The organism is Citromicrobium bathyomarinum (assembly GCF_038594485.1).
Lineage (GTDB): Bacteria > Pseudomonadota > Alphaproteobacteria > Sphingomonadales > Sphingomonadaceae > Alteriqipengyuania > Alteriqipengyuania bathyomarina_A.
Genome location: NZ_JBCFZG010000001.1, coordinates 987,554 through 1,009,353, shown reverse-complemented (window position 1 = coordinate 1,009,353; position 21,800 = coordinate 987,554). Strand labels below are relative to the sequence as shown.

Here is a 21,800-nt window from a genome sequence, read left to right as displayed (position 1 = left end):
ACGGATTCAGGCGGCAGGCTCTTTCACTTCCCCTTGAACGCCGCCTCGCGCTTGCCGAGGAAGGCGGTCACGCCTTCGACGAAATCCTCGCTATTGCCCGCGATCCGCTGGGCTTCGGCTTCGGCGTTCATCGCGTCGGAGAGGCTCTGCGACTGCGCGTTGCGCACGAGGCGGCGGATCTGGCCCATCGCCACGGTGGGGCCGTTCGCCAGCCGCTCGGCGAGCGCGCGGGCCTCGTCCAACAGCGCATCGTCGTCGACGCAGCGGTTGACCATGCCCAGCTCGTAAGCCCGGTCGGCCGGGATACGCTCGCCCAGCAGCATCGCTTCCATCGCTGCCGGGATGCCCGCCGCCTTAGGCAGCACCCAGGTTGCGCCGCCATCGGGGACCAGCCCGATATTGACGAAGGCCTGCAGGAAGTAGGCGGATTTGCCTGCCACGATCAGATCGCCGGACAGCGCCAGCGTGCAGCCGATCCCCGCCGCCGCACCGTTGACGGCGGTGACCACCGGAATGTCGAGCCCGGCCAGCGCCAGCATCAGCGGGTTGAAAGAGGTTTGCAGGCTGCGGCGCGAGGCGTCGCCCGGCTTGCCGCCGTCGAACTGGCGCGCGCTCAGGTCCGCGCCCGAGCTGAACCCGCGCCCTTCGCCCGTGATGAGGAGGGCGCGTGCGCCCATGCCGGGCAGCGCATCGAACGCCTTGAGCATCTCGCCCACCATCTCTGGCCCCATCGCGTTCATCTTGTCGGGCTTGTTCAGCGTCAGCGTCACGACGCTGCCGGTCTGGTCGACGCGGATGGTGTTGTAATCGGCCATGGCGTGCGGTTCCTCTTTCCCAGTTCGTTCGGCGCTTGGTTCGGGCATGGAGCGGATTTTGGCAAGGGTTGCGCTTTGCAATCGACCTTTCGCGGTTGCGCCGGGGCGGGGCGGCTGCCACCTGCACAGGCATGAGCGATACCGGCCCCACTTTCCTCGCCACCGAAGGCATCCACAATTTCCGCGATTACGGCGGTTATCCCACGCAAGGGGGAGGGCGCGTGCGCAGCGGATTGCTGTTCCGCTCGGGCCAGCATGTCGAGGCGAGCGAGGCGGATCTGAAGACGTTTGCCGACCTGGGCATCCGTACCGTGATCGACCTGCGCGGCAATGGGGAGCGTGAACGCCATCCCTGCCGCCGCCCGGACCTGTGGGATGGCGAGGTCGTGTTCTACGATGGCGAAACCAGCTCCAGCCCGCCGCATGTGCCGCAGGAGAAGCGCGAGCTGACGCCGGAGACCGCGCAGGAGCGGATGCTGAATCTCTACACCCGCATGCCCGAGAACCCGGCGATGCAGGTGATTTTCGGGCAGTATCTGCGCGCGCTGGCAGATCGCGACGGGGCCAGCCTGGTGCATTGTTTCGCGGGCAAGGACCGCACGGGAATGGCGGCTGCGCTGCTGCACCATATCCTTGGCGTGTCGCGTGCGGACATGGTCACCGAATTCCTGCGCACCAATGATGCGCCGACCTACGACATTCTCGAAAGGCAGTCGCTCCCGGGGATCGAAGCACGGCTCGGCCCGCTCGACCGGCCGACGATCGACGCGCTGATGCAGGTGCGCGAGGGTTACTTCGATCGCTTCGTCGGCACGGTGGATGAACGCTGGGGTTCGCTCGACGCGTTTCTGGAACAGGCGATTGGTGTGGATGATCCGCTGCGCGAGCGTCTGAACGACCGCTTCGGGGCGTGACTCCGGTCGCCATAATCCCCATATTCGACCCAAGACTTTAGACGGACAGGAGACGCGCGCAGATGGCGACGCACCGCACCAAGATGCTCATCATCGGTTCCGGCCCGGCGGGCTACAGCGCCGCCATCTATGGCGCGCGCGCGATGCTGGAGCCGGTCATGGTCCAGGGCCTGCAGCCCGGCGGCCAGCTGACGATCACCACCGATGTGGAGAACTACCCCGGCTTTGCCGACGTGATCCAGGGCCCGTGGCTGATGGAACAGATGCGCGCGCAGGCGGAGCATGTCGGCACGCGGATGATGTGGGACACGATCGTCGAGATCGACCTCACGTCTGGCTCGCCGTTCCGCGCGGTGGGCGACAGCGGCGACGAGTATATCGGCGACACCGTGGTGATCGCGACCGGTGCCTCGGCCAAGTGGCTCGGCGTGCCGGGCGAGCAGGAGCTGGGCGGCAAGGGCGTGTCGGCCTGCGCGACCTGCGACGGGTTCTTCTTCCGCGGCAAGAAGGTGGCGGTGATCGGCGGCGGTAATACTGCGGTCGAGGAAGCGCTGTACCTCACCAACCATTCGGACGACGTGACGCTGATTCACCGCCGCGACGAGTTGCGCAGCGAGAAGATCCTCCAGGAGCGACTGTTCAAGTCCGACAAGATCACGCCGCTGTGGAACAAGGCGGTCGAGCGGTTCGTGGCGGGCGAAAATGGCGCGCTGCATCACCTCGTGCTGAAGGACACGCAGACCGGCGAGGAGAGCACGCTGGAGGTCGACGGCGCCTTCGTCGCCATCGGCCATGCGCCTGCGACCGAGCTGTTCACGGGCCAGCTGCCGACCGACGATGGCGGCTATCTGGTCGTCGAGCCGGGCACTCCGCGGACCGAAATCCCCGGCGTGTTCGCGTGCGGCGACGTGATGGACCACACCTATCGCCAGGCGGTGACGGCGGCGGGCACGGGCTGCATGGCCGCGCTTGATGCAGAGCGGTTCCTGTCGGGGCTCGAGATCGAGCTGGACGGCCACGTCGAGGAAGTAGAAGCGGCGGAGTGACGAGGTTGGTTTAAACCTCAATTCCCGCTCGTCCTGAGCTTGTCGAAGGACTGCCCTTACTTCTGACCAATGACTGAGAGAAGTACGACCCTTCGACAGGCTCAGGGTGAGCGGTTTTCTTCGTGGTTCAGACCGAACCGAGCAGGTTCTCGCTGCCTCCTGCATCGAACCCGAACACTCGAGCCGCAGCGATCCCGATGAGACCCATCAGAACGACACTGGAAATCGCAAACAGCACGAAGCGCACCATTACGCGGTTTGCGGTGACCTGCACGATCGTGTGAATGATCCGCAGGCCGGTGTAGATCCACGCCAGCAGCGCCGGAATACCGTCGCCCGCACCCACGATCGCGAGCACGATGCCGACTGCGTAGAACACCGTCGGCTGTTCGTGCAGGTGGTTGTAGTTGTGCGCCTTCCACTGCACCCGTGCGGGTAGCAGCGTGTCCAGGTCCTTGCCCGTGCCGCCGACCAGCTTGGCCGTGTCGATATCCTTGTGCGCCTGCATCGCAGGAATTCGGGTGGCGTACATCCATACCCAGACGATCATCGTCCAGATCATCAGTACGACGACGGGTTGCAGGATATCCATTCCGATCATGCGGGGCCTCCCAGAGTTGCGATAAGCGCCATGACCGCAAGGGCGGTCAGCGCGAAGCTGTAGGCAGCGAACAGCAGAAAGCGGACCGCCACGATATTGACCGTCGCCTGCCAGACCGAATGGACGATCCGCAAGCCCACATAGACCCACGCGAGCAGCACCGCGAGCGGGCTGGGCGCGAGGATCGCGAGAATTACGACGGTGGCGTAGAACAGCGTGGGCTGTTCCATCAGGTGCGCGTAGTTATGCGCCTTCCAGTTGATCTTGTCGGGCAGGACGCCTTCGAGGTTCTGTCCGCGGCCGCCGCGTGGCGCATTCTTCAACCCGCCGCCGACTTTCGCCATGGCGGGCAGGCGGGTCAGTGCCATCCAGACCAGCATGATCAGTGACCATGCGACGAGCACCGCCGCCGGTGCGAGCATTTGGGCCTGCATTTTCCCCTCCCCCTAATCAGTTTTCTATCAAAACCTACATTCGCAGGCCTGGCGCGTCAATCTGCGGCGCTTTCATCGCGATAGAGCCTCTCCAGCCGGTAGTAGCCGCCCATCCCGTCGCGCCCCTCGCGCCGCCAGCCGGGCTGTGCAGCCACTTCGGCAGCGACTTCGGGCAGGTTGAGCCGCGGCGCTACATGGAACTGCTTCAGCCACCATTTCAGAATTCGCGCGCCCAGCGTGTCGCGCGCGCTGTAGCTGCCGAAATCGACCACGTGCAGCGATCCGCCCGGCGCCACCAGCGTTGCCGCGTGGCGCATCGCGCGTTCCCAGTCGGGGATCATCGAGATCGAATAGGACAGGATCACCCGCTCGAACGTCGGGCGGCCGAGCATGGCGCGCGCATCGAACTGGCGCGCGTCGGCCGACGCGAGGATCGCCTTGGTGCCGAGCTTGCCCTGTGCGCTCTTGAGCATTTCCGCCGAGATATCGATCCCGAACAGCTTCGTGCCGGGGTAAGCCTGCTGCACCTTGGCAAGATTACGCCCCGTGCCGCAGGCGATTTCCAGCACGCCGTCGCCCGGCTGGCAGTCGAGCCCCCGGATCAGGTCGTCGCGCCCGAACAGGTAGTACTTGCGCGTGATATCGTAGATGTACTTCTGGCCCCGATAGATCGAATCCATCAGCGCCGCGTGATCGTGCTTCTCCCCCGCCGGTGCCATCAGGCCAGCTCGTAGAGGTGAACGCCGCCGTAGATCGAGCTGCGATCGCGCTGGGTCAGGTCCTTCGACAGTTCCTCGTGATAGGTCCACTGGTCGAGGATCTCGTTCGGCACACGCCCCGGCAGCAGGCTCGGCTCGGCAGCGGTGCGGAACAGCACGCGCGCGCCCTTGCGCGCGGTCCGGGTCACTTCACGCCACAGGTCGGTCAGCTGGTTGTCGTCCATCCAGTCCTGCGCATCGAGGAAGACGTATCGGTCGAGGCTCATCGCGGGTTGCGAGGAGAGGAATTCGGAAAGGTTGGCGCGCTGCACGCTCAGCTTGGCGACCCGTTCGCGCAGGTCGGCGTAATTCTCGCGCTGAAGGTACGGCGGCAGCGGCGCGTCCTCGTCCTTCGAGTAGCCGCGATTGAACGCCTGCCACGCGAAGTAGTTGTCCTTCACATCGAAATCGCAGGCCAGCTTTTCGAGCCGCTTGCGCAGCACCTCGGCCATCTTCTCGTCACCCGCCAGCGCGTCGTACTGCGCGGGCGGGATGCCGAGACCGAACAGCGAGGCGGGCTGGTTGGTCACCCAGCGGACGAACTTCTTGTCGAACACCGGCGCCAGCTCGCTCTCGAACACCTCGCGCTGTTCTTCCACCGTCGGCGCTTCGAGAACCTTGCGCAGATCGACGCCGTACAATTTGGCGAAGAGGTGGGCCATGCCGATGAAGTTGCCGAGCAGGCCCTGCTTGTAGATCCCGCGCTGGAACTGCGTGATGCGGCGGCGTCCGCGAATGTCGCGGCCTTCCCAGTACTTGCGGCTTTCCGCGTCGAGCAGCGGGGCGATCCGGTCTTCGTAGATCGCCACGTTTTCCTTGTAATCGGAATGCGCGAAGAAGCGGCGGAACAGGTCGTAATTGGGCAGGGCGTTGATCGCTGCGATCTTCAGGCGACCGAGCGCGATATGCGCGCGGTTGAGATCGACCGCGGTGATCGCCGCCGGGTTGGCGGTGAGGTAGCTCAGCGCATTGCAGCTGCCGCTGGCGATGCACAGCACGCGGCTGTCCTCGTTGATCTGGAGGCCTTCCATATCGACCACCGGATCTTCCCATATCTGCGCGTAGACCAGTCCGCGGAATGCGGTGGCAAAGGCCTTGTCGAGCAGGGTGTCCTTGAGGCCCGAACTCTTGCGGACCACCGAACGGTCGATGATGTGGGCTTCGGCTTGCGCCATGGGGGGGTGTCTCCGGTTGCGGTGTTCAGGCTGCGTCGGGCGCGATGGTCGCGGCGTAAGCCGTGGGGTCGACGTTGCGTCCGGTCAGCATGATGACGGTATCGTCTTTCAGCGCTAGCTTACCCGCAAGGGCTGCCGCAAGGGCCGCCGCGCCACCGGGCTCCACGACGAGGCCCAGTTTGGCAAAGGCAAATCGCTGGGCATTGCGCACGTCTTCGTCGGTCACAGTGACGCCGGGCTCGGCGCGACCGCGCAGCACATCGAGGTTGAGCTGCTGGGTCGCAGGCGGCTGGAGCGCGTCGCAGATGGTTGTCGGCGCATCGGGTGCGGCCTGCACGATCTCGCCTGCCGCCAGTGCCTGTCCAACCATGTCCCATCCGAAAGGCTCGACCGGCACGACTTTGCTGTCGGGGCAGGCGAGAGCGAGCCCTGCCGTCAGCCCGCCGCCACCGCAGCACGCGAGGATCAACGGCGGCTGCTTGCCCAGCTGCTCGGTAAACTCGATTCCGGCGCTACCCTGGCCTTCGATCACCCATGGATCCGCAAAGGCGTGGACCAGCACCGCGCCGCGCTTTGCGATCTCGCGCGCGGCAACCTCGTCACGGTCTTCGCCGGGGCGGTCGTAAAGGATGATCTCCGCGCCGAGCGCGGCGGTCGCCTCCAGCTTCACCTTGGGCGCATTGCGCGGCATCACGATGGCGGCTGCAATGCCCAGCTTTCTGGCTGCCCAAGCGACGCCCTGAGCGTGATTGCCGGAAGAGACCGCGACGACGCCGCGCGCGCGCTCTTCCTCGCTGAGGCAGGAAAGCCGCCACCAGCCGCCCCTGATCTTGAATGCGCCGATGGGTTGCAGGCTCTCCGCCTTGATCCAGCATCGCACGCCGCCGATCTCGACCGGCAGCAGCGGCGTCGGCGGCAGGATCTGCGCGATGCTGCGCGCAGCGGCGATCACGCCATCGCGACTCGGGGTGCGCATGTCGGCCATCAGCTCGTCGCTCGAAGGGGGCGGCTGACACACCTGACACAGTGTCCTGAGGCGAAAAATCCGGCTGGCCGACACAGGCGCGATTCAAGCAGTCCGGCGAGGGGGTTTGGCGGGGTCATCCGCCCCCGTTAGAACCCCGAGCGGGGATAGGAAAGCACGCTTTGCCGCAATGCGCGCCGGATCATTTGGACCGGCGCGTCCGTTTGGGTAAGGGCGCGCACGAGGATTCGAATACGGAGAACACACATGGCGAAGGTACTGGTGATCGGGGCAGGGGGCGTGAGCTCGGTCTGCGTCCACAAGATGGCGATGAACGCAGGGATTTTCAGCGACATCCACCTCGCCAGCCGCACGAAGTCGAAGTGCGATGCGATCGCCGCTTCGGTGCAGGAGCGCACGGGTGTGGAGATTTCGACCTACGAGATCGACGCTGAGGAAGTCCCCGCGATGGTCAACCTGATCCGCAAGATCGGGCCCAAGCTGGTGGTCAATCTTGCGCTTCCCTATCAGGATTTGCCGATCATGGATGCCTGCCTCGAAGCGGGCGTGGATTACCTCGACACCGCGAATTACGAGCCCAAGGACGAGGCAAAGTTCGAATACCACTGGCAGTGGGCCTATCAGGACCGCTTCAAGGACGCTGGCCTCACCGCGCTGCTCGGCTCGGGCTTCGATCCGGGCGTGACGAGCGTGTTCACGATGTGGCTCAAGAAACACAAATTGAAGACCATCCGCCAGCTCGACATTCTCGACTGCAACGGCGGCGACCACGGGCAGGCCTTCGCGACCAATTTCAACCCGGAAATCAACATCCGCGAAGTGACCGCGCCCGCGCGCCACTGGGAAGGTGGCGAGTTCGTCGAGACCCCGGCGATGGGCAAGAAGGTGGAATTCGACTTCGAGGAAGTCGGGCCCAAGAACATGTACATGATGTACCACGAGGAGCTGGAAAGCCTCGCCAAGTTCGTCCCCGAGCTGGAGCGTGCACGCTTCTGGATGACCTTCGGCGATGAATACATCAAGCACCTGACCGTGCTGCAGAACGTCGGCATGACCAGCATCGAGCCGGTCAAGTATCAGGGCCGCGAGATCATCCCGCTGCAGTTCCTCGCCGCCGTGCTGCCCAAGCCCGAGACGCTGGGCGAGACCACCAAGGGCAAGACCAATATCGGCGTCATCGCGACCGGCGAAGCGCTGGATGGCAGCGGCGAGAAGACGTTCTACATCAACAATATCTGCAGCCACGAAGCCGCCTACGAGGAAACCGGCAACCAGGCGGTCAGCTACACCACCGGCGTACCCGCGATGATCGGCAGCGCGATGATGGTGCAGGGCATCTGGGACGGCGACGGCGTGTTCAACATGGAACAGTTCGATCCCGATCCCTTCATGGAGATGCTGAACCAGCACGGCCTGCCGTGGAACGTGAAGGAGCTGGACGGCCCGGTGGGTTTCTGAGCTTTTGCAGGCAGGAACTACCACGATCGAAGCCGTGCAGGGCAATATCGTGACGATGGAGTTCGACGCGATCGTGAATGCGGCGAATTCCTCCCTGCTTGGCGGTGGCGGCGTCGATGGGGCAATCCATCGTGCGGCGGGGCCGGATCTTGTGCATGAATGCCGCCTGCTGGGCGGATGCAAGACGGGGCAGGCGAAGGTCACCAAGGGTTATCGCCTGCCCGCCGACCACATCATCCACACCGTTGGTCCGGTCTGGCGCGGCGGCGATAATGGCGAGCCTGAGCAGCTAGCGAGTTGCTATCGTGAATCGCTCACCCGCGCGGTAGAGAAGGGCGCGCGCTCCGTCGGCATTCATCCGCTGGACCGTGCGGCGCAGGTCGCGGTCGAGACGGTGACGGCTGTGGTGGCGGAGAAACCCGACGCTTTCGACCGCATTGCGCTGGTGTGCTTCGACGAGACCGCGCTGAACGCATTTCAGACAGCGCTGGACAGCCGCTGAGCAAATCCCTCAGGCGCTGGCTCGCCCAGCACCATACGCCAAGGCCAGCCGCACCACGGCCCACAGCAATCCCAGCACAGCCGTCGCCTTCAGCAGCAGCGCCATGTCCGGCTGGAACAGGCCGAGCGTCGAAATCGGCACGCCGAACATCTGCGGGATCAGAACCACACAAACCCATGCCACTGCCGCCATCGCGAACAGCGGGAACAACAGGCTGAACAGGCCAAACGCGGTGGATCGCTTGGCGCTCAACGCCTCGCGCCGGATCCAAGCCCAGATCATTGCCAGCACTAGCACGACCGGCGCGGCTGCCAGCGCGAGGAAATTGACCTTGCGCAGCGTGCTGCCTGTGTCCGCCCCTTTCGGCAGGTCGAGCGCGCGTGCGACCAGTCCGAGGCGCAGATCGGTGGTTTCGGCAAAGCCCATCCCGCTGGTCCCGTTGGTCAGCGCCACGACGCCGCGCCGTTTGCCCGGTAGCATCGCCGCGATGGTTTCGAACCCTGGGCTCATCCCAGTGTGGTAGGCGCTGCCTTCGTCTGCATCGAGCATCCAGCCAAAGCCGTAGCCGGGCGAGACCTCGCTCGCCGGTTCGAGCATCCGAGCCTTGCCTGCTGCGCTGAGGATATCGTCCCCCCCGTTCATCATCATCTGCAGGTAGCGCGCGAGATCGCTTGCGGTGGAGACGATTCCGCCCTGCGGTGCCGAGCCTAGTCCGGCCCACTGCGCTCCGGTGGGTTGGAAAGAGCCGAACCAAGGGGTGTAGCCCTGCGCCAGCCCGGTGTGCTCCCCGTCGCCGGAGACGTAGCTGGCGTCCATTCCCAGCGGCTGGAAAATGTTCGCTGCGATATAGGCGGGGTAGGGCATCCCGCTCACGGCCTCGATCACGCGGCCGAGGATCAGGTAGTTCGCGTTGGAATATTCCCACCGGGTGCCCGGAGCATATGCCGGCTCCTGCTGTGCATACCATGCCGCGCGGCGGGAAATCGCATCGGAGAGCGCCTCCGTCTCCGGCGGGGCGCTGTTGCCCTGCAAGGTCGACAGCCCGCTGGTGTGGCTGAGCAATTGCCGCAGCGTAATGGGGCCCGCCGGTTTACCCGCGAAATCGCCCAGATAGTGCGCAACCGACTGGTCCAGGTCGAGCTTGCCCGCTTCGGCCAGCTGCATGATTGCCAGCGCGGTAAAGCTCTTCGAAATCGACCCGAGCAGGAAGGGCGTATCGGGCGTCACATCGCGTTCGCCATCGGCAGTTCCGTCCGCGCCGGTGGTCACGGCGTCTCCATCGACCACCGCCCATGCCACCCCAGGCAGGGAAGAGCTTTCCATCTGCGCCGCCACGAAATCGTCGAGTTCGCCCGCGGATGCTGGCGCGATAATGGCAGCCAGCAGCAGGATTAGTGCCGATATGCGGAGCATTCTCCGTCCCCCCTCGGTTGTGTGCGACCCCATGGCTACCTAGCAGCATTCGCCGCGCAGGTCACAAATCCTCGACCGACGCATGACATGGCCCGATAGCTTGCCTATCTGGCGACCCATGGAAACAAAAGCCGGCGACCCGGGCGCCTTCGCCCATTTCGATCTCTCTCGCGTAGACACGCCCGCCTTCGTGGTGGACGCGGCGAAACTGCGCGCCAATTGCCAGATCCTTGCGGAAATCCGCGACGAGGCGGACATCAAGATGCTGTCTGCGCTCAAGGCGTTCAGCATGTGGAGCACCGCGCCGATCATCGGCGAATATCTCGACGGGGTGTGCACGTCGGGCCTGTGGGAAGCGCGCCTTGCCTCCGAGTTCTACGATGGCGAGATCAGCACCTATTGCGTGGCCTACAAGCCCGAAGAGCTGGAAGAGGTCGCGCGCCTTTCCGACCACGTGATCTTCAACTCGCCCGGCCAGATGCGGCGCGCCGCGCTGATCCTGGAGCAGGCGAGGGCGAGTGGCGGCGGGTTCGACGTCGGCCTCAGGATCAATCCGCAGGTGCCGACCGGCGAGGTGCCCCGCTACGATCCGTCGAGCCCCGGCAGCCGCCTCGGCTTCCCGCTCAGCCAGCTGACCGAGGAGCACATGGAGGGAGTGGAGGGTATCCACTTCCACAATCTGTGCGAACAGGGGTTCGAGCCGCTCCACCGCACGTGGGACCGCGTGTTCGACGCGATCGAGCCGTATTTCGACCAGCTCAAGTGGATCAACATGGGCGGCGGGCACCACATCACCCGATCCGACTACGAACGCGAGGAGCTGATCGAGTTCCTGCGCGATGCGAAGGACGATACCGGCGCGGAAATCTATCTCGAACCGGGGGAGGCGGTTGCGCTGGATGCGGGCATCCTGGTGGGCACGATCCTCGATACGGGAGAGAACGACGGCCCCTTCGCCATCACCGATATCTCCGCCACATGCCACATGCCCGACGTCATCGAAGCGCCGTATCGCCCCGCGATGCTGCACGAGAAGGCTGGCGATCCTCCGGTTCGACTCGGCGGTCCCTCGTGCCTTGCAGGCGACGTGATCGGCGAATATTCGCTGCCCGTTCCCAACGAGGCGGGCCAGCGGATCGCCTTCCTCGACCAGGCGCATTATTCGATGGTCAAGACCAACACTTTCAACGGCGTTCCGCTGCCCTCGATCTGGTTGTGGGATAGCGAAAGCGACGCGCTCGATTGCGTCAAACGCTTTGGGTACGAGGAATTTCGCAACCGGCTGAGCTAATCGAGGTTCTGGTCAAATCGCCAAATTTGTGGAAGCGTCCGACCCGCTTTTAGGGGAGGGACGCAAGTGATTCGCAAGCTCGGTTTCGCATTTTCCATCGGTTTCGCTCTGCTGGCAGGGTCCGCGTCGGCGCAGGATTACGCACCGGAGCGAGTCGTCGCCTCCGTCGATACCGACGACCTGAAGGCGATCGTCGGCTCGCTCGACCACACGTTGCTCAACGAGGGGCAATTCGGCGACGTCAGCGTTGGTGCGGAAAGCGACGACGGCACGAAATACGTGCTGATCGGGACGGCATGCGACGTGGGTAATGTGCCGGGCTGCCAGGGTGTGATGATGCAGGTCCGCTTCGATCCCGTTTCGACGATCACCGATACGGATCTGGCCCGCGCCAACCTCAACGAGGCAGCCGTCCTGACGTGGCGCGATACTTCGGACGGAACGATCGGCGTGACCCGTTATGTCGTTCTCGACTACGGGGTGACGATGAAAAATCTGCGCGAAAACGTAAACGTCCTGCTGGGGATTACTCCGCTGGTGGTCGAGGCGCTCGTCGGCGAGTAGGCACACCGTTTCGTCGCGCTCCGGCGCCATCTCGGAACCCACCGCCGTCCCAGCGTTGAATCATCGAACGCTGCGCAACGATTTCTCTTGCATCGGCACGCGGATGGCTTATTTGCCCGCCTCCGCTGCCCCAAGGGGACTCTTAAACCGCAAGGCAGCCCCGGCATCGTCCGGTTCTGAAACCTAACCGTTTTGGGGGTCCCTTGAATTGGCCACACATCCTGACGCTCGATCCGTAGTCGAAGCCCTCGCGCCCGACGAACCGATTATCCTCAACCGCCCCCACGCGGCTGCGCGCGCGGCGCGTTTCTTCGTCGATGGTTTTCGCGGGCGTTCGCTGTATGCTGTGAAGGCCAACCCTTCGCCCGATCTCATCCGCATCCTGTGGGATAACGGCGTGACGCATTACGATGTCGCCTCGATCGTCGAGGTGCGACTGGTGCGTTCGATCCTGCCGAAGGCCGAACTGTGCTTCATGCACCCGGTGAAGCCCAAAAGTTCGATTGCCGAAGCCTACCATCAGCATGGGTGCCGCACCTTCAGCCTCGATAGCGAAGAAGAGCTGGCGAAGATCGTCGAGGCGTGCCGCGCGCCCGATGGCAGCCCGGCAAAGGACCTGAAGCTGCTCGTACGGCTGCGCGTCTCCAGCGAATTCTCCGAGCTTTCGCTCGCCAGCAAGTTCGGTGCCGATCAGATCGATGCGCCGGTGTTGTTGCAAAAGACCCGCCAGCATTGCGACTGGCTGGGCGTGTGTTTCCACGTCGGCAGCCAGGCGATGACGCCGTTTGCCTACGTTCAGGCGATCGAGCGCGCGCGCGCCGCGATCGTCTCGTCGAGCGTGGTGATCGACATCATCGACGTGGGTGGAGGCTTCCCGAGCATCTATCCCGGCATGGAGCCGCCGCCGCTCGAAGACTATTTCGAAGTGATTTTCCGCGCGTCCGAAACGCTGCCGATTTCCTATTCGTCGGAGCTGTGGTGCGAGCCGGGCCGTGCGCTGTGCGCGGAGTACTCCTCGCTCCTCATTCGGGTAGAGAAGCGTCGCGGGACCGAACTGTTCATCAACGATGGGGCCTATGGCGCGCTGTACGACGCGGCGCATCTGGGCTGGAAATTCCCGGTTCGCGCGCTCGGCCATGAAGAGCATGCCGCGACCGAGGATTTCTCGCTCTACGGGCCGACCTGCGACGATGCCGATTACATGGAAGGGCCCTTCGCGCTTCCGGCGGACATCAAGGCGGGCGATTACATCGAAGTCGGAATGCTGGGTGCCTATGGCGCGGCGATGAAGACCGATTTCAACGGCTTCGGCGCGAACCGGTCCGTTATCGTCGACGACGATCCGATGATGAGCCTTTACGATGGCCGCCGGGTGCGCCCGGAGACCGACAACGTGGTTAATCTGCGCTAGTTCTTTATTTGGGGCGGCGTGAGGCCTGACAGGCCTGCCGCTCCGCCGCTTTCTGCGCCTCCCATTCCGCCATCCGCATCGCCTGGTATCGGCGTAGCAGCTCCACGCGGCGGGGGCGGAAGCTGGTCGAGCCTGTCTCCAGCCGCTCTATCCGGGCAACCTCGAAGGTGCGGTAGTCCTCGCGCAGCAGGCACCAGCCGACCAGCATCAGCGTGGTCGGGCTGTAGGACAGGCCAAGCGGCAGGATCTCGCGCTCGCTGTGGCGGTCCTGCTTGTCGCGGTAGGTGATGATGACGCTCGTTTCGTCCCAGCAGGCCTGCCGCAGCATATCGACATCCACCGCGATCGCCGGGCGATCTTCCGGCATGCGCCAAGAGCGCATGATGGCGTGCATGGACTGGCGCGCCTGCCGATCGGGCAGGGTGGCGATGATCCGCGCCATCGCGTCGCGCCCGGCCTTGGCAAGCTGTTCGTCGCCCAGATGGTCCAGACTGCCCACCGCGAGCATCAGCGCTTCGGTTTCGAGGCGGGAGAAGCTTTGCGGCGGCAGCGCCGGGTCTTCGGTGAGGGTGTAGCCATAGCCCGCTGCGCCATCGATCAGCACACCGCCCGCGCGCAAAGTGGCGATGTCGCGGTAGAGCTGGCGCCGGGAAATCTCGGTTTCCGCTGCCAGCCGCTCGGCGGTGACGGGCGAGGGCAGGCGTCTGAGCGCGGCCAGCAGTCGCATCAATCTGTCCTGCCGCGCCATCGCTACTGCCTCTTTCTGTCAGGAAGGTTTGCCTATCTCTGCGCCACCACAAACAGAAAGGAAAAACCTCATGGCTACGCTCTATCACTCGCCCCAGTCGCGCTCCGACACGGTGGTCGATCTGGTTCGCATGCTCGGGGCCGACGTCGAGATCCGCGAAGTCACGATCCGTCGGCAGGACGGCTCGGGCGAGCAGGACGCCAACAATCCGCATCCGGAAAAGAAGGTGCCGTACCTCGTCGATGGTGACGAACATGTGCGCGAGCGTGGGGCGATCATCCTCTACCTCACCGACGGACATCCGCAGGCCAAGCTGGGCCCCTTGCCGGGTGAGAAGGGGCGCGGGGCCTATCTCTCGTGGCTGTTGTACTACCAGGGCGTGATGGAGCCAGTGCTGATCCTCAAATGGGCAGGGGTAACGCACTCCGTGGTCACGGACGGGCTGGGTGACGAAGAGCGGATGCTGGAGCAGCTTACCGCCGCCCTGCGCAAGGGCCCCTGGTTGCTCGGCGACCAGTTCAGCGCGGCGGACATGCTGTGCAGCTCGCCCTTCCAGTGGTTCGGCGATTCGCTGCCCGCCGGCCCGGAAATCCGCGACTGGGTGGATCGCTGCGCGGCCAGGGTTGCCGAGGCGACCGCTTGAGGTCGAAATCGGGGAGGGTGGCCCGCACCGCTCTCCCCACCAGGCGCGGCGGTGCCGCTAGACCCCCGCTTCCACGGCCAGCCTGATAAGGTCCGCCGCGGTGCGCAGTTCAAGCTTTTCCATCACCAGTTTGCGGTGCATCTTCACGGTCTTTTCCGACAGGCCCAGCTCGCCCGCGATCTGTTTGTTCAACAACCCGCTGGCGACCATCTTCGTCACCTCGAACTGGCGGGGGGAGAGCGTCTGCAACATGGCGGAGGCACGTTCGCGGCGGCCTGCGGCAAGCTGCGGATCGGGCCCGTCGACCTCTACCTGGCTGCCGAGGAAATATTCCAGCTCGTCATCGTCGCCGAAGATCGGCGCGACCAGCACGGCGTTACGAAACGGCTCGCCACTTTTCTTGTAATTGAGGATTTCGACCAGCACGGGCTTTCGCTCGCGCACGCCTTCGCGGATCGTCTCGGTCAGCCACGGTTCTGTGCCATCGCCTGCCAGGAAGCGGCAATTGCGCCCAAGGATTTCCTCCGGCCCGTAACCGGTCAGATCGATGAAGGGCCGGTTGACCGCGACCAGCGGATTGTCGGGCAGCCGCGGGTTTGAAACGACCGAGGCGATGGGGCTGTGCTCGATCAGATGGCGGACATGGTCTGCGGGTCTGGGATCGCAAATGCTGAAGGCCTGTTCGCCATCCGCTTGGTACGCCGGTGCGTTGGTCAGGTCAGCCATGTCCGTTCTATCGCGAGCCGCGCTCGAAAAAGCAAATGGCGAGCAATTCCAGCTGCCTGCGCATCTCGTTACCCTTCGAAACCTACGAAGCGTACAGTCTCGCTCAGAGGCTTTCGTTCCGAGACCACCGCATTGGCGGGAAAGTCCGGGTCGGGCCAGCCCATCGCAACGCAGATCATGATCACCTGATCCTCTGGAATATCGGCATGTTCGCGTACCACAGGGCTCTGCATGATACCCTGCGAGTTGATCACGCAGCCGAGCCCGCGCGACCATGCTGCGTTGACCAGCGCATTGGTAATCGCGCCGCAATCGAACGGAGCGATGTCGCTGCCATGGATCGCGCGATCATAGGTAACGACGATCGAGACGGGCGCGTCGAACTGGCGGAAACCGCGCAGCGTCCAATCCTGCCGGCGCTCCTTGTCCTCCCGCTCGATCCCCATCGCCCCGAACAGCTGCTTGGCGACGTCGATCTGGCGGCGACGGTGATGCTCGGGCGGGTCGCCCTCGGGTCGGCGAAATTCGCGCGTGTCGGGATTGCCCGCGAGGATGCCCTCGGTATTGCCTCGCCGGATCGCGTCGAGCGGATCTCCGGTGACGACGGTGAAGTTCCAGCACTGGTTGTTGTAACTCGACGGCGCGCGGGTTGCGAGCTCGACGATCTCTTCGATCAGCTCGCGCGGCACCGGCTTGTCGAGGAAGCCGCGAATGCTGCGGCGGCCGGTGACGACCTCGTCGTAAGTCTGTTCGCGATTGCCGCCCAACGTACCGTCTCCCATCGTGTTTTGCGATGCGATTAGCCCGCGTGGCGGCACGCGGCAAATCCGCTACGGCATCGGTGGTGCGGCCTCAGCTGCGCGCGTTGGGGAGGCAGGAACCGACCGAGGGGGAAGGGAAGGTGCGGCAATCGAAATAGATCGCCTCGCCATTGCCAGAACGCGCGGGCAGAAAGCTGAATTGCAACGTCCGGCGCGCTTCGGAAGAGAGCGGGAGCTGCGCAGGAATCGCGTTCGCATCGGTCCAGCCATAGACCTGGCAGTATCCATCGCCCGGGCACAGGGCGCGAGCACGGGCGACCAGTGCGGCGGGGTCTTCCCCACGGGCGACGAGGACCAGATGCACGCGCGGATCGGACGATACCGGAGCCTTCGTTCCCGCCGCCTTGTCGGCAGATGCGGCGGGGGCGGTGCCCCCTTCGATCACGCGCGGTGCGCCTTCGCTGCCGGCGGTGATGGTCCGCTGGGCGGCGCCATCCTCTGCAAAGGTCTTCAGGACAGTGGCTGGCCGTTCGACCTCCAGCGCCATCTGCCGCAGCCCCATCGGATCGGGCTCTCCACCGCGATAGCTTGCGTTCATCGCTTGCCTGGTGCCCCAGAAACCGCGCCAGCGGTAGAACATGTGCGGGCCCACGACCGCGATCTTGTCGAGCTGAGGGCTCCACCAGGGGAACACGTAATTGGCGTGGTAGTGGGTGGCGAGGCCGACGGTTGAATCTACCCGGCCGCCAAGCGCCTCCTCTGCGCGTTGCCTTGCCGCCTTCCACTGGCTTTCGGGGTAACGCCGCGCCAGCGAGCCGTCGCAGGTGAAGGTGAACTGGCACCCGGTCTTGCGGTTCGATCCCTGGTAGACGACGCCGCACACGGTATTCGCAAATCCCGGATGGCGCGTGCGGTTGAGGATGACCTGCATCACCGCGCGCTGGTCCGCATCGCCGTAGCCCGCCTCCGCCATCGCGGCGAGCGCGAGGCAGTCGCGCGCCCGTGCCCGGTCGGCACTATTGCCCGTGAAGACGAAGGAGGGGGCGGTGCCCGGCCCGCCCTCGACGATCTCGACCGCTGCGTTGCGCGCCACCGCGTCTTGTGGCGCGAGCTGCGATTCGAGCGGTTTATCTTCTTCACCGGTTGCGCGAAGCGCCTCGATCGATGGAGCAGCGGCGGCTTGCGACCGATCCGCGACCTGCATAGTCTGGTCCGCACGCGCCGGGCCCACGATCGCGAGCGCGGCAAAGGCCACGATCAGGATCGCGCACACGCCGAACATCGGCGAGTTTTCACGGAAATGGTGCGAACGCAGGTATTCCATCGCGCTCTATTTAGAGCGCCGATGCAGCAATTCCATCGATCCTTGACCGGGGCGCGTCTGCATCCGACGAACGGGCGCGCCCGATGGCTCCCGATCTATTGCGGACGCAGGATCAGCAAGGCGCCCAGCACCAGATCGCTGTCGTCCGCGCGGCGGGTCTGCAAACCGACCGAAACCGCCGCCGTCTTCCCCTGCGGGCCGAAGAAACCGCCACCGAACGTGCCGGCCACCGTGTTCTGCGAGTCGATGACGATGTCGTTGTAACCCGGATCGCTGCCGTCGAAAGTGGTGGTACCGGTGAATGAGCCGAGATCGGTAATCGTGGTCGAGGCGGTACCCTGCGTGACGAGCTGGCCCTTGAGGGCCAGCGTGAAGTCGATTTGACCGTTCGCCGGGTTGGCCCGGAGCGTGGTGGTCGAGTTGGTGATCCGGTAATTCGAGATCGGTCCCGCTCCGGCGTTCTCGACGACATAGGCATTTCCGAACACCGCAATGCCGCCGTAGGTGACGCTCGCTGCGGGCACGTCGGTCACGATGGTGGGGACGCCAAGCGCGCATATCTGGCTGGTATATCCCTGGAAATTCTCGGCGATCACCTGGGCGATGCGCAGATGCTCCAACTCGGCGCCATTCTGGGTGACGGGGAAGATCGCGAACCGCTCAGTAAAGCCGCTGGGCGCAACCTTCTTGTATGCCTCGGCGGTCACGCTGGTGTCGCGGTCTGCCTGGCTGAAGGAGGTTGCGAACGTGCCGAACAGGCCGGTCCCGTCGGTAGTGATGTCGTAACTCGGCTGGCTGCGGTCCGAAACGATCGTGATGCCCGATCCGAACGCGAGGCCGCCGGTCTGCATCGGCGGGCGGCCCCCTTCGAAGTAGAATCCGCCGCAAGTCGTCCTGAACGTCTGGGTGCCAGTCAATTGCGCGAAGGTCTGGTAAGTCGGCGCAGGCGTGCCGGAGCCGCCCCCGTTACCGCCGCCGCCGCCGCCTCCACCGCCGGATGAAGAACCGGAGCCGCTATCGCCCCCGCAGGAGGCGAGCATGGCGCAGCCGATCACGAACGACAAAGAACGCGAACGAAGCATATTCGTTTTTCCCGGAATACAGGCCGGTCCCCCTGACCGGCCTGTAAACAATTACCTGATCTGGATTTTGCGGGAAGAAAATTCGGCAAATGGTCTAATGCTTTAGGCGAATACTTGCGCGCCCAAAGTCTAGTGACGGATTTCCGGGTTTTTGCCCTTGCAGTCAGACGACGCGAGCAAATTCACGCCCGGTTCGTCGATTCTGTCAAGTGGATTTGAAAGGCGCGCCTGTGGCGAAAACGGCACATTGGGCCATGCGTCTGCCTGTAGTTTCAGGTGTGCGCGGGGCGGTCTCGGTGCTTGTTGAGGATACCCGCGACCCGGCCCAGTGCCGCGCCGACTTTTTCGGGGAATTCGCCTGCGGCAAACGTCATCGTGGTGTTGTGCGCGGTCGCGATGCGGCGGGCGTCGGCCCAGTCCTGCGCCATGCCGATCGCCCATTCGCGGAAGGCGTCGGCGGCGTAGGGATTGGGTTCCAGCGCCTTGGCCAGCGTCGGGTGGAAGGCCAGCTTGCCGGTAATCGGCAGCAGCGAGAGCGGGAAGGGCGCCTTGATGCACGAGAGCGTGTCGTCGACGAAGATCATCTCGCTGGGGCGGTGATAGGCGAGCACCGACGAGAAATGCACGTTTTCGTCCTCGCACACCATGTGCACGCCCTGGGGCACGGAGAATTGCAGCGCGTCGCCGAACTGCCCGTCGAGCACGCCTGCCTCGCACGTGTCGCTTTCCCATTCCAGGTCCGGAAACTTCTCGTGATGGCGCTTCGTGCCGTAGAGCTTCGCGTGGGGATAAGCCTGCGCCATCCACTCGCAATGCAGCGTATGGAAGGGGTGAAGATTGACGATAGCGGCGACCTTGCGCCCATTATCGGTCAGCGCGTCGACCCTGGCTTTGAGGTCATCGTCGAGCGTGTAGCTGTCGAGGAAGACGAACCGCCCGTCAGGCAGTTCGACCAGCGCGCAATGCGTGCCGAGGTCGAGAATGCCGCCAAGCTTGAACGATCCGCGGATGTGGTAAAACCCGTTGCCGAAATCGGTGAGCGTGCCGGGCTTCACTTTTGTTATCTCTGCCATGGTGGGCAAGCGATCAAGCCGCCGCTCGGTTCCTTAAACGGCGAAACCGCCTCAGACGTCGAGGAACTTGCGCGCGGCTTCGCTGCGGTGCGGGCAGCCGGGCCAGCAGCACGGGCGCTTCTTGCCTGCGAGCACCTCTTCGTGAAGGCGGATGCGGCGCTTCTCTCGCGTCGCCTCCTGCTTGGCCGAGATGGTCCAGCAGATCCATTCGTTGCGGCCAAGGTTGGTCAGCGCGTCCCACTTGTCGCGGAGCGCTTCGTCTGCATCGAGCAACGCCTGCAATTCGGGTGGGACATCGTGCCGAAAATCGGGATCGGCTCTCGCCATCACGCTCGATCCGCCCCGAGCACTCAATCGCGCTCGCAAAGCTTGCCGGTTTGCGAGCAGAAATCCTTTTTCACACCGCCGCCGTAATCCACATCGCCAAGAGAGGTGACCACGGACATCATGATCTGGGGCATCGCCGCGCGCCGGTGTGCCGCAGCTTCGCTCCGTTCGAATACCGCAAGCGCGCGCAGATCGGAAAGGGAAAGCGCGTCGGCATAGGCCCTTGCGTCGAGCTCGATCAGCTTTGCGCGCAGCTGTTCGGCGTGCTGAGCGCCGATTGCGCGCAACGTTTCGATCTCGCTGGGCGTGAGATTCGGGTTGTCTTTGATCATCCCCTCGATCTCGCTCGCCGTCTGGAGCGGGACGAGCGACGGGAGGAAGCCGTTTGCCGCGATTTCGCGAGCGAGGAGAAGCGCCTCTTCCCGATCGGCCAGCTGGACTGTCGAATCAACCTCAGGGACGCCGCCGGTCTGCAATGCGAGCAGAAGAAGGGCGGCGAACTGGATCACGCCGCTTGCCGCAGCTCCAGCCGGTCCCAGATCTCGGCCAGCGCCTCGACCAGTTCGCGCATCATTTCTTCGGTGTGCGCGGGGCCGGGGGTGAAGCGCAGGCGTTCGGTGCCGCGCGGCACGGTCGGGAAATTGATCGGCTGCACGTACACGCCGTATTCGGCGAGCAGGATGTCGCTGATCCGCTTCGCCTTGACCGGATCGCCGACCATCAGCGGCACGATATGCGTGGTGGAATCCATCACCGGCAGCCCGGCATCGCGCATCATCTGCTTGAGCATGGCGGCGGCCGCCTGCTGCGCGTCGCGTTCCTCGCTGCTGTTCTTGAGGTGCTTGACCGAGGCGAGCACGCCCGCGACCAGCACCGGCGACAGCGAAGTAGTGAAGATGAAGCCCGGCGCGTAGCTGCGGATGCAGTCGACGATCCGCTTGTCCGCGGCGATGTAGCCACCCATCACGCCGAACGCCTTGCCCAGCGTGCCTTCGAGAATGTCGATCCGGTGCGCGGCATCGTCGCGTTCGGAAATGCCGCCGCCGCGTGCGCCGTACATGCCGACCGCGTGGACTTCGTCGCAATAGGTCAGCGCATTGTACTTCTCGGCCAGGTCGCAGATCGCGTGGAGCGGGGCGACGTCGCCATCCATCGAATAGACGCTTTCGAAGGCGATCACCTTGGGTGTGTCGGGATCTTCCGCCGCCAGCAGTTCTTCGAGATGCTCAAGGTCGTTGTGCCGAAACACGCGCTTGGCGCAGCCCGAATTGCGGATGCCCGCGATCATGCTCGCGTGGTTGAGCGCGTCGGAGAAGATCACGCAGCCCGGAAGCAGTTTTGCCAGCGTGGAGAGCGTCGCGTCGTTCGAGACGTAGCCGCTGGTGAAGATCAGCGCCGCTTCCTTGCCGTGCAGGTCGGCAAGTTCGGCCTCCAGCTCGATATGGTAGTGCGTGTTGCCCCCGATATTGCGCGTGCCGCCCGATCCTGCGCCGACATCGTGCAGCGCCTCTTCCATCGCCGCGGTAACCTTGGGGTGCTGACCCATCGCGAGATAATCGTTGGAGCACCACACGGTGATCGGCTTCGGGCCGTTATGGCCGTGGAAGCAGCGCGCATTGGGGTAGGCACCCTTGTTGCGCAGGATATCGATGAAGACGCGGTACCGGCCCTCTTCGTGCAGGCGATCGATCGCCCGGTCGAATATATTGGTATAGTTCGTCACGGTGACGCACCGTTTATAGGTCGAAA

General features: G+C 64.3%; 24 protein-coding genes. 8 read left to right on the top strand and 16 right to left on the bottom strand.

Annotated elements, in window-relative coordinates; genetic code table 11:
- Window positions 1-23 precede the first annotated feature (23 nt).
- The gene (locus AAG591_RS05095; protein ID WP_342529932.1) at window positions 24-815 is read right to left on the bottom strand and encodes an enoyl-CoA hydratase-related protein; all 792 of its coding nucleotides are present in this window, start codon (window positions 813-815) and stop codon (window positions 24-26) included.
- A gap of 131 nt (window positions 816-946) precedes the next feature.
- Between AAG591_RS05095 and AAG591_RS05090 the strand changes: the two genes are divergently transcribed.
- Together AAG591_RS05090 and trxB are read left to right on the top strand one after the other, a co-directional pair.
- Complete coding sequence (locus tag AAG591_RS05090) at window positions 947-1,729, top strand: tyrosine-protein phosphatase (RefSeq protein ID WP_342529931.1); 783 nt, start codon at window positions 947-949, stop codon at window positions 1,727-1,729.
- A 62-nt stretch (window positions 1,730-1,791) separates the two neighbouring features.
- Window positions 1,792-2,775, top strand: a complete 984-nt coding sequence (gene trxB / locus AAG591_RS05085) for a thioredoxin-disulfide reductase (RefSeq protein WP_342529930.1) — start codon at window positions 1,792-1,794, stop codon at window positions 2,773-2,775.
- Between the two features lie 127 nt (window positions 2,776-2,902).
- Here trxB and AAG591_RS05080 read toward each other — a convergent pair whose 3' ends face one another.
- From AAG591_RS05080 to AAG591_RS05060, 5 genes are read right to left on the bottom strand one after another with little or no spacing between them, the layout of a single operon-like run.
- Window positions 2,903-3,376, bottom strand: coding sequence for an MAPEG family protein (locus tag AAG591_RS05080; protein ID WP_342529929.1), 474 nt, complete (start codon window positions 3,374-3,376; stop codon window positions 2,903-2,905).
- Window positions 3,373-3,810 (bottom strand): MAPEG family protein, encoded by a 438-nt coding sequence (locus AAG591_RS05075; protein ID WP_342529928.1) that lies wholly within the window; start codon window positions 3,808-3,810, stop codon window positions 3,373-3,375. The genes AAG591_RS05080 and AAG591_RS05075 overlap by 4 nt, the downstream gene beginning before the upstream one ends.
- A 56-nt stretch (window positions 3,811-3,866) precedes the next feature.
- Window positions 3,867-4,529 (bottom strand): class I SAM-dependent methyltransferase, encoded by a 663-nt coding sequence (locus AAG591_RS05070; RefSeq protein WP_342529927.1) that lies wholly within the window; start codon window positions 4,527-4,529, stop codon window positions 3,867-3,869.
- Window positions 4,529-5,743, bottom strand: a complete 1,215-nt coding sequence (locus AAG591_RS05065) for a BtaA family protein (protein WP_342529926.1) — start codon at window positions 5,741-5,743, stop codon at window positions 4,529-4,531. The genes AAG591_RS05070 and AAG591_RS05065 overlap by 1 nt, the downstream gene beginning before the upstream one ends.
- Window positions 5,744-5,768: 25 nt before the next feature.
- The gene (locus tag AAG591_RS05060) at window positions 5,769-6,728 is read right to left on the bottom strand and encodes a threonine ammonia-lyase (protein ID WP_342529925.1); all 960 of its coding nucleotides are present in this window, start codon (window positions 6,726-6,728) and stop codon (window positions 5,769-5,771) included.
- A gap of 246 nt (window positions 6,729-6,974) precedes the next feature.
- Between AAG591_RS05060 and AAG591_RS05055 the strand changes: the two genes are divergently transcribed.
- Window positions 6,975-8,186, top strand: coding sequence for a saccharopine dehydrogenase family protein (locus AAG591_RS05055; protein ID WP_342529924.1), 1,212 nt, complete (start codon window positions 6,975-6,977; stop codon window positions 8,184-8,186).
- A gap of 4 nt (window positions 8,187-8,190) precedes the next feature.
- Window positions 8,191-8,688 carry a macro domain-containing protein gene (locus AAG591_RS05050; protein WP_425341633.1) on the top strand — a complete coding sequence of 166 codons (498 nt, stop codon included), beginning with the start codon at window positions 8,191-8,193 and terminating at the stop codon, window positions 8,686-8,688.
- Between the two features lie 9 nt (window positions 8,689-8,697).
- On the opposite strand, the gene AAG591_RS05045 is transcribed toward AAG591_RS05050, so the two are convergent.
- Window positions 8,698-10,101, bottom strand: a complete 1,404-nt coding sequence (locus AAG591_RS05045) for a serine hydrolase domain-containing protein (RefSeq protein ID WP_342529923.1) — start codon at window positions 10,099-10,101, stop codon at window positions 8,698-8,700.
- A 118-nt stretch (window positions 10,102-10,219) separates the two neighbouring features.
- Between AAG591_RS05045 and AAG591_RS05040 the strand changes: the two genes are divergently transcribed.
- The 3 genes from AAG591_RS05040 (at window position 10,220) to AAG591_RS05030 (ending at window position 13,367) form a co-directional block, all read left to right on the top strand.
- Window positions 10,220-11,392, top strand: a complete 1,173-nt coding sequence (locus AAG591_RS05040; protein ID WP_342529922.1) for a carboxynorspermidine decarboxylase — start codon at window positions 10,220-10,222, stop codon at window positions 11,390-11,392.
- Between the two features lie 66 nt (window positions 11,393-11,458).
- Window positions 11,459-11,956, top strand: coding sequence for a type III secretion system chaperone family protein (locus tag AAG591_RS05035; RefSeq protein ID WP_342529921.1), 498 nt, complete (start codon window positions 11,459-11,461; stop codon window positions 11,954-11,956).
- 208 nt (window positions 11,957-12,164) lie between these two features.
- Window positions 12,165-13,367, top strand: a complete 1,203-nt coding sequence (locus AAG591_RS05030; RefSeq protein ID WP_342529920.1) for a type III PLP-dependent enzyme — start codon at window positions 12,165-12,167, stop codon at window positions 13,365-13,367.
- A gap of 4 nt (window positions 13,368-13,371) precedes the next feature.
- Here AAG591_RS05030 and AAG591_RS05025 read toward each other — a convergent pair whose 3' ends face one another.
- Window positions 13,372-14,094: a helix-turn-helix transcriptional regulator gene (locus tag AAG591_RS05025; RefSeq protein WP_342529919.1), complete on the bottom strand. Its 723-nt coding sequence runs from the start codon at window positions 14,092-14,094 to the stop codon at window positions 13,372-13,374.
- 91 nt (window positions 14,095-14,185) lie between these two features.
- Here AAG591_RS05025 and AAG591_RS05020 point away from each other — a divergent pair, with 91 nt between their 5' ends.
- Entirely contained in the window at window positions 14,186-14,758 is a 573-nt protein-coding gene (locus AAG591_RS05020; protein ID WP_342529918.1) for a glutathione S-transferase family protein, read from the top strand.
- Between the two features lie 57 nt (window positions 14,759-14,815).
- Here the strand turns inward: AAG591_RS05020 and AAG591_RS05015 are convergent, their stop codons facing one another.
- The 8 genes from AAG591_RS05015 to hemA all read right to left on the bottom strand — a co-directional run bounded on the left by AAG591_RS05015 (window position 14,816) and on the right by hemA (window position 21,774).
- Window positions 14,816-15,484 (bottom strand): LuxR C-terminal-related transcriptional regulator, encoded by a 669-nt coding sequence (locus tag AAG591_RS05015; protein ID WP_342529917.1) that lies wholly within the window; start codon window positions 15,482-15,484, stop codon window positions 14,816-14,818.
- A gap of 68 nt (window positions 15,485-15,552) precedes the next feature.
- Window positions 15,553-16,266, bottom strand: a complete 714-nt coding sequence (locus AAG591_RS05010) for a nitroreductase (RefSeq protein ID WP_342529916.1) — start codon at window positions 16,264-16,266, stop codon at window positions 15,553-15,555.
- A 70-nt stretch (window positions 16,267-16,336) separates the two neighbouring features.
- Window positions 16,337-17,569, bottom strand: a complete 1,233-nt coding sequence (locus AAG591_RS05005; RefSeq protein ID WP_342529914.1) for a cell wall hydrolase — start codon at window positions 17,567-17,569, stop codon at window positions 16,337-16,339.
- Window positions 17,570-17,664: 95 nt separating this feature from the next.
- Window positions 17,665-18,651 (bottom strand): hypothetical protein, encoded by a 987-nt coding sequence (locus AAG591_RS05000; protein WP_342529913.1) that lies wholly within the window; start codon window positions 18,649-18,651, stop codon window positions 17,665-17,667.
- A gap of 272 nt (window positions 18,652-18,923) precedes the next feature.
- The gene (locus AAG591_RS04995; RefSeq protein ID WP_342529912.1) at window positions 18,924-19,724 is read right to left on the bottom strand and encodes a hypothetical protein; all 801 of its coding nucleotides are present in this window, start codon (window positions 19,722-19,724) and stop codon (window positions 18,924-18,926) included.
- A 51-nt stretch (window positions 19,725-19,775) separates the two neighbouring features.
- Window positions 19,776-20,051: a YdeI/OmpD-associated family protein gene (locus AAG591_RS04990; RefSeq protein ID WP_342529911.1), complete on the bottom strand. Its 276-nt coding sequence runs from the start codon at window positions 20,049-20,051 to the stop codon at window positions 19,776-19,778.
- A gap of 23 nt (window positions 20,052-20,074) precedes the next feature.
- Entirely contained in the window at window positions 20,075-20,560 is a 486-nt protein-coding gene (locus tag AAG591_RS04985) for a hypothetical protein (protein ID WP_342529910.1), read from the bottom strand.
- A complete protein-coding gene (gene hemA, locus AAG591_RS04980) occupies window positions 20,557-21,774 on the bottom strand; it encodes a 5-aminolevulinate synthase (RefSeq protein ID WP_342529909.1) in 1,218 nt (405 codons plus the stop codon). The genes AAG591_RS04985 and hemA overlap by 4 nt, the downstream gene beginning before the upstream one ends.
- Between the last annotated feature and the right edge of the window lie 26 nt (window positions 21,775-21,800).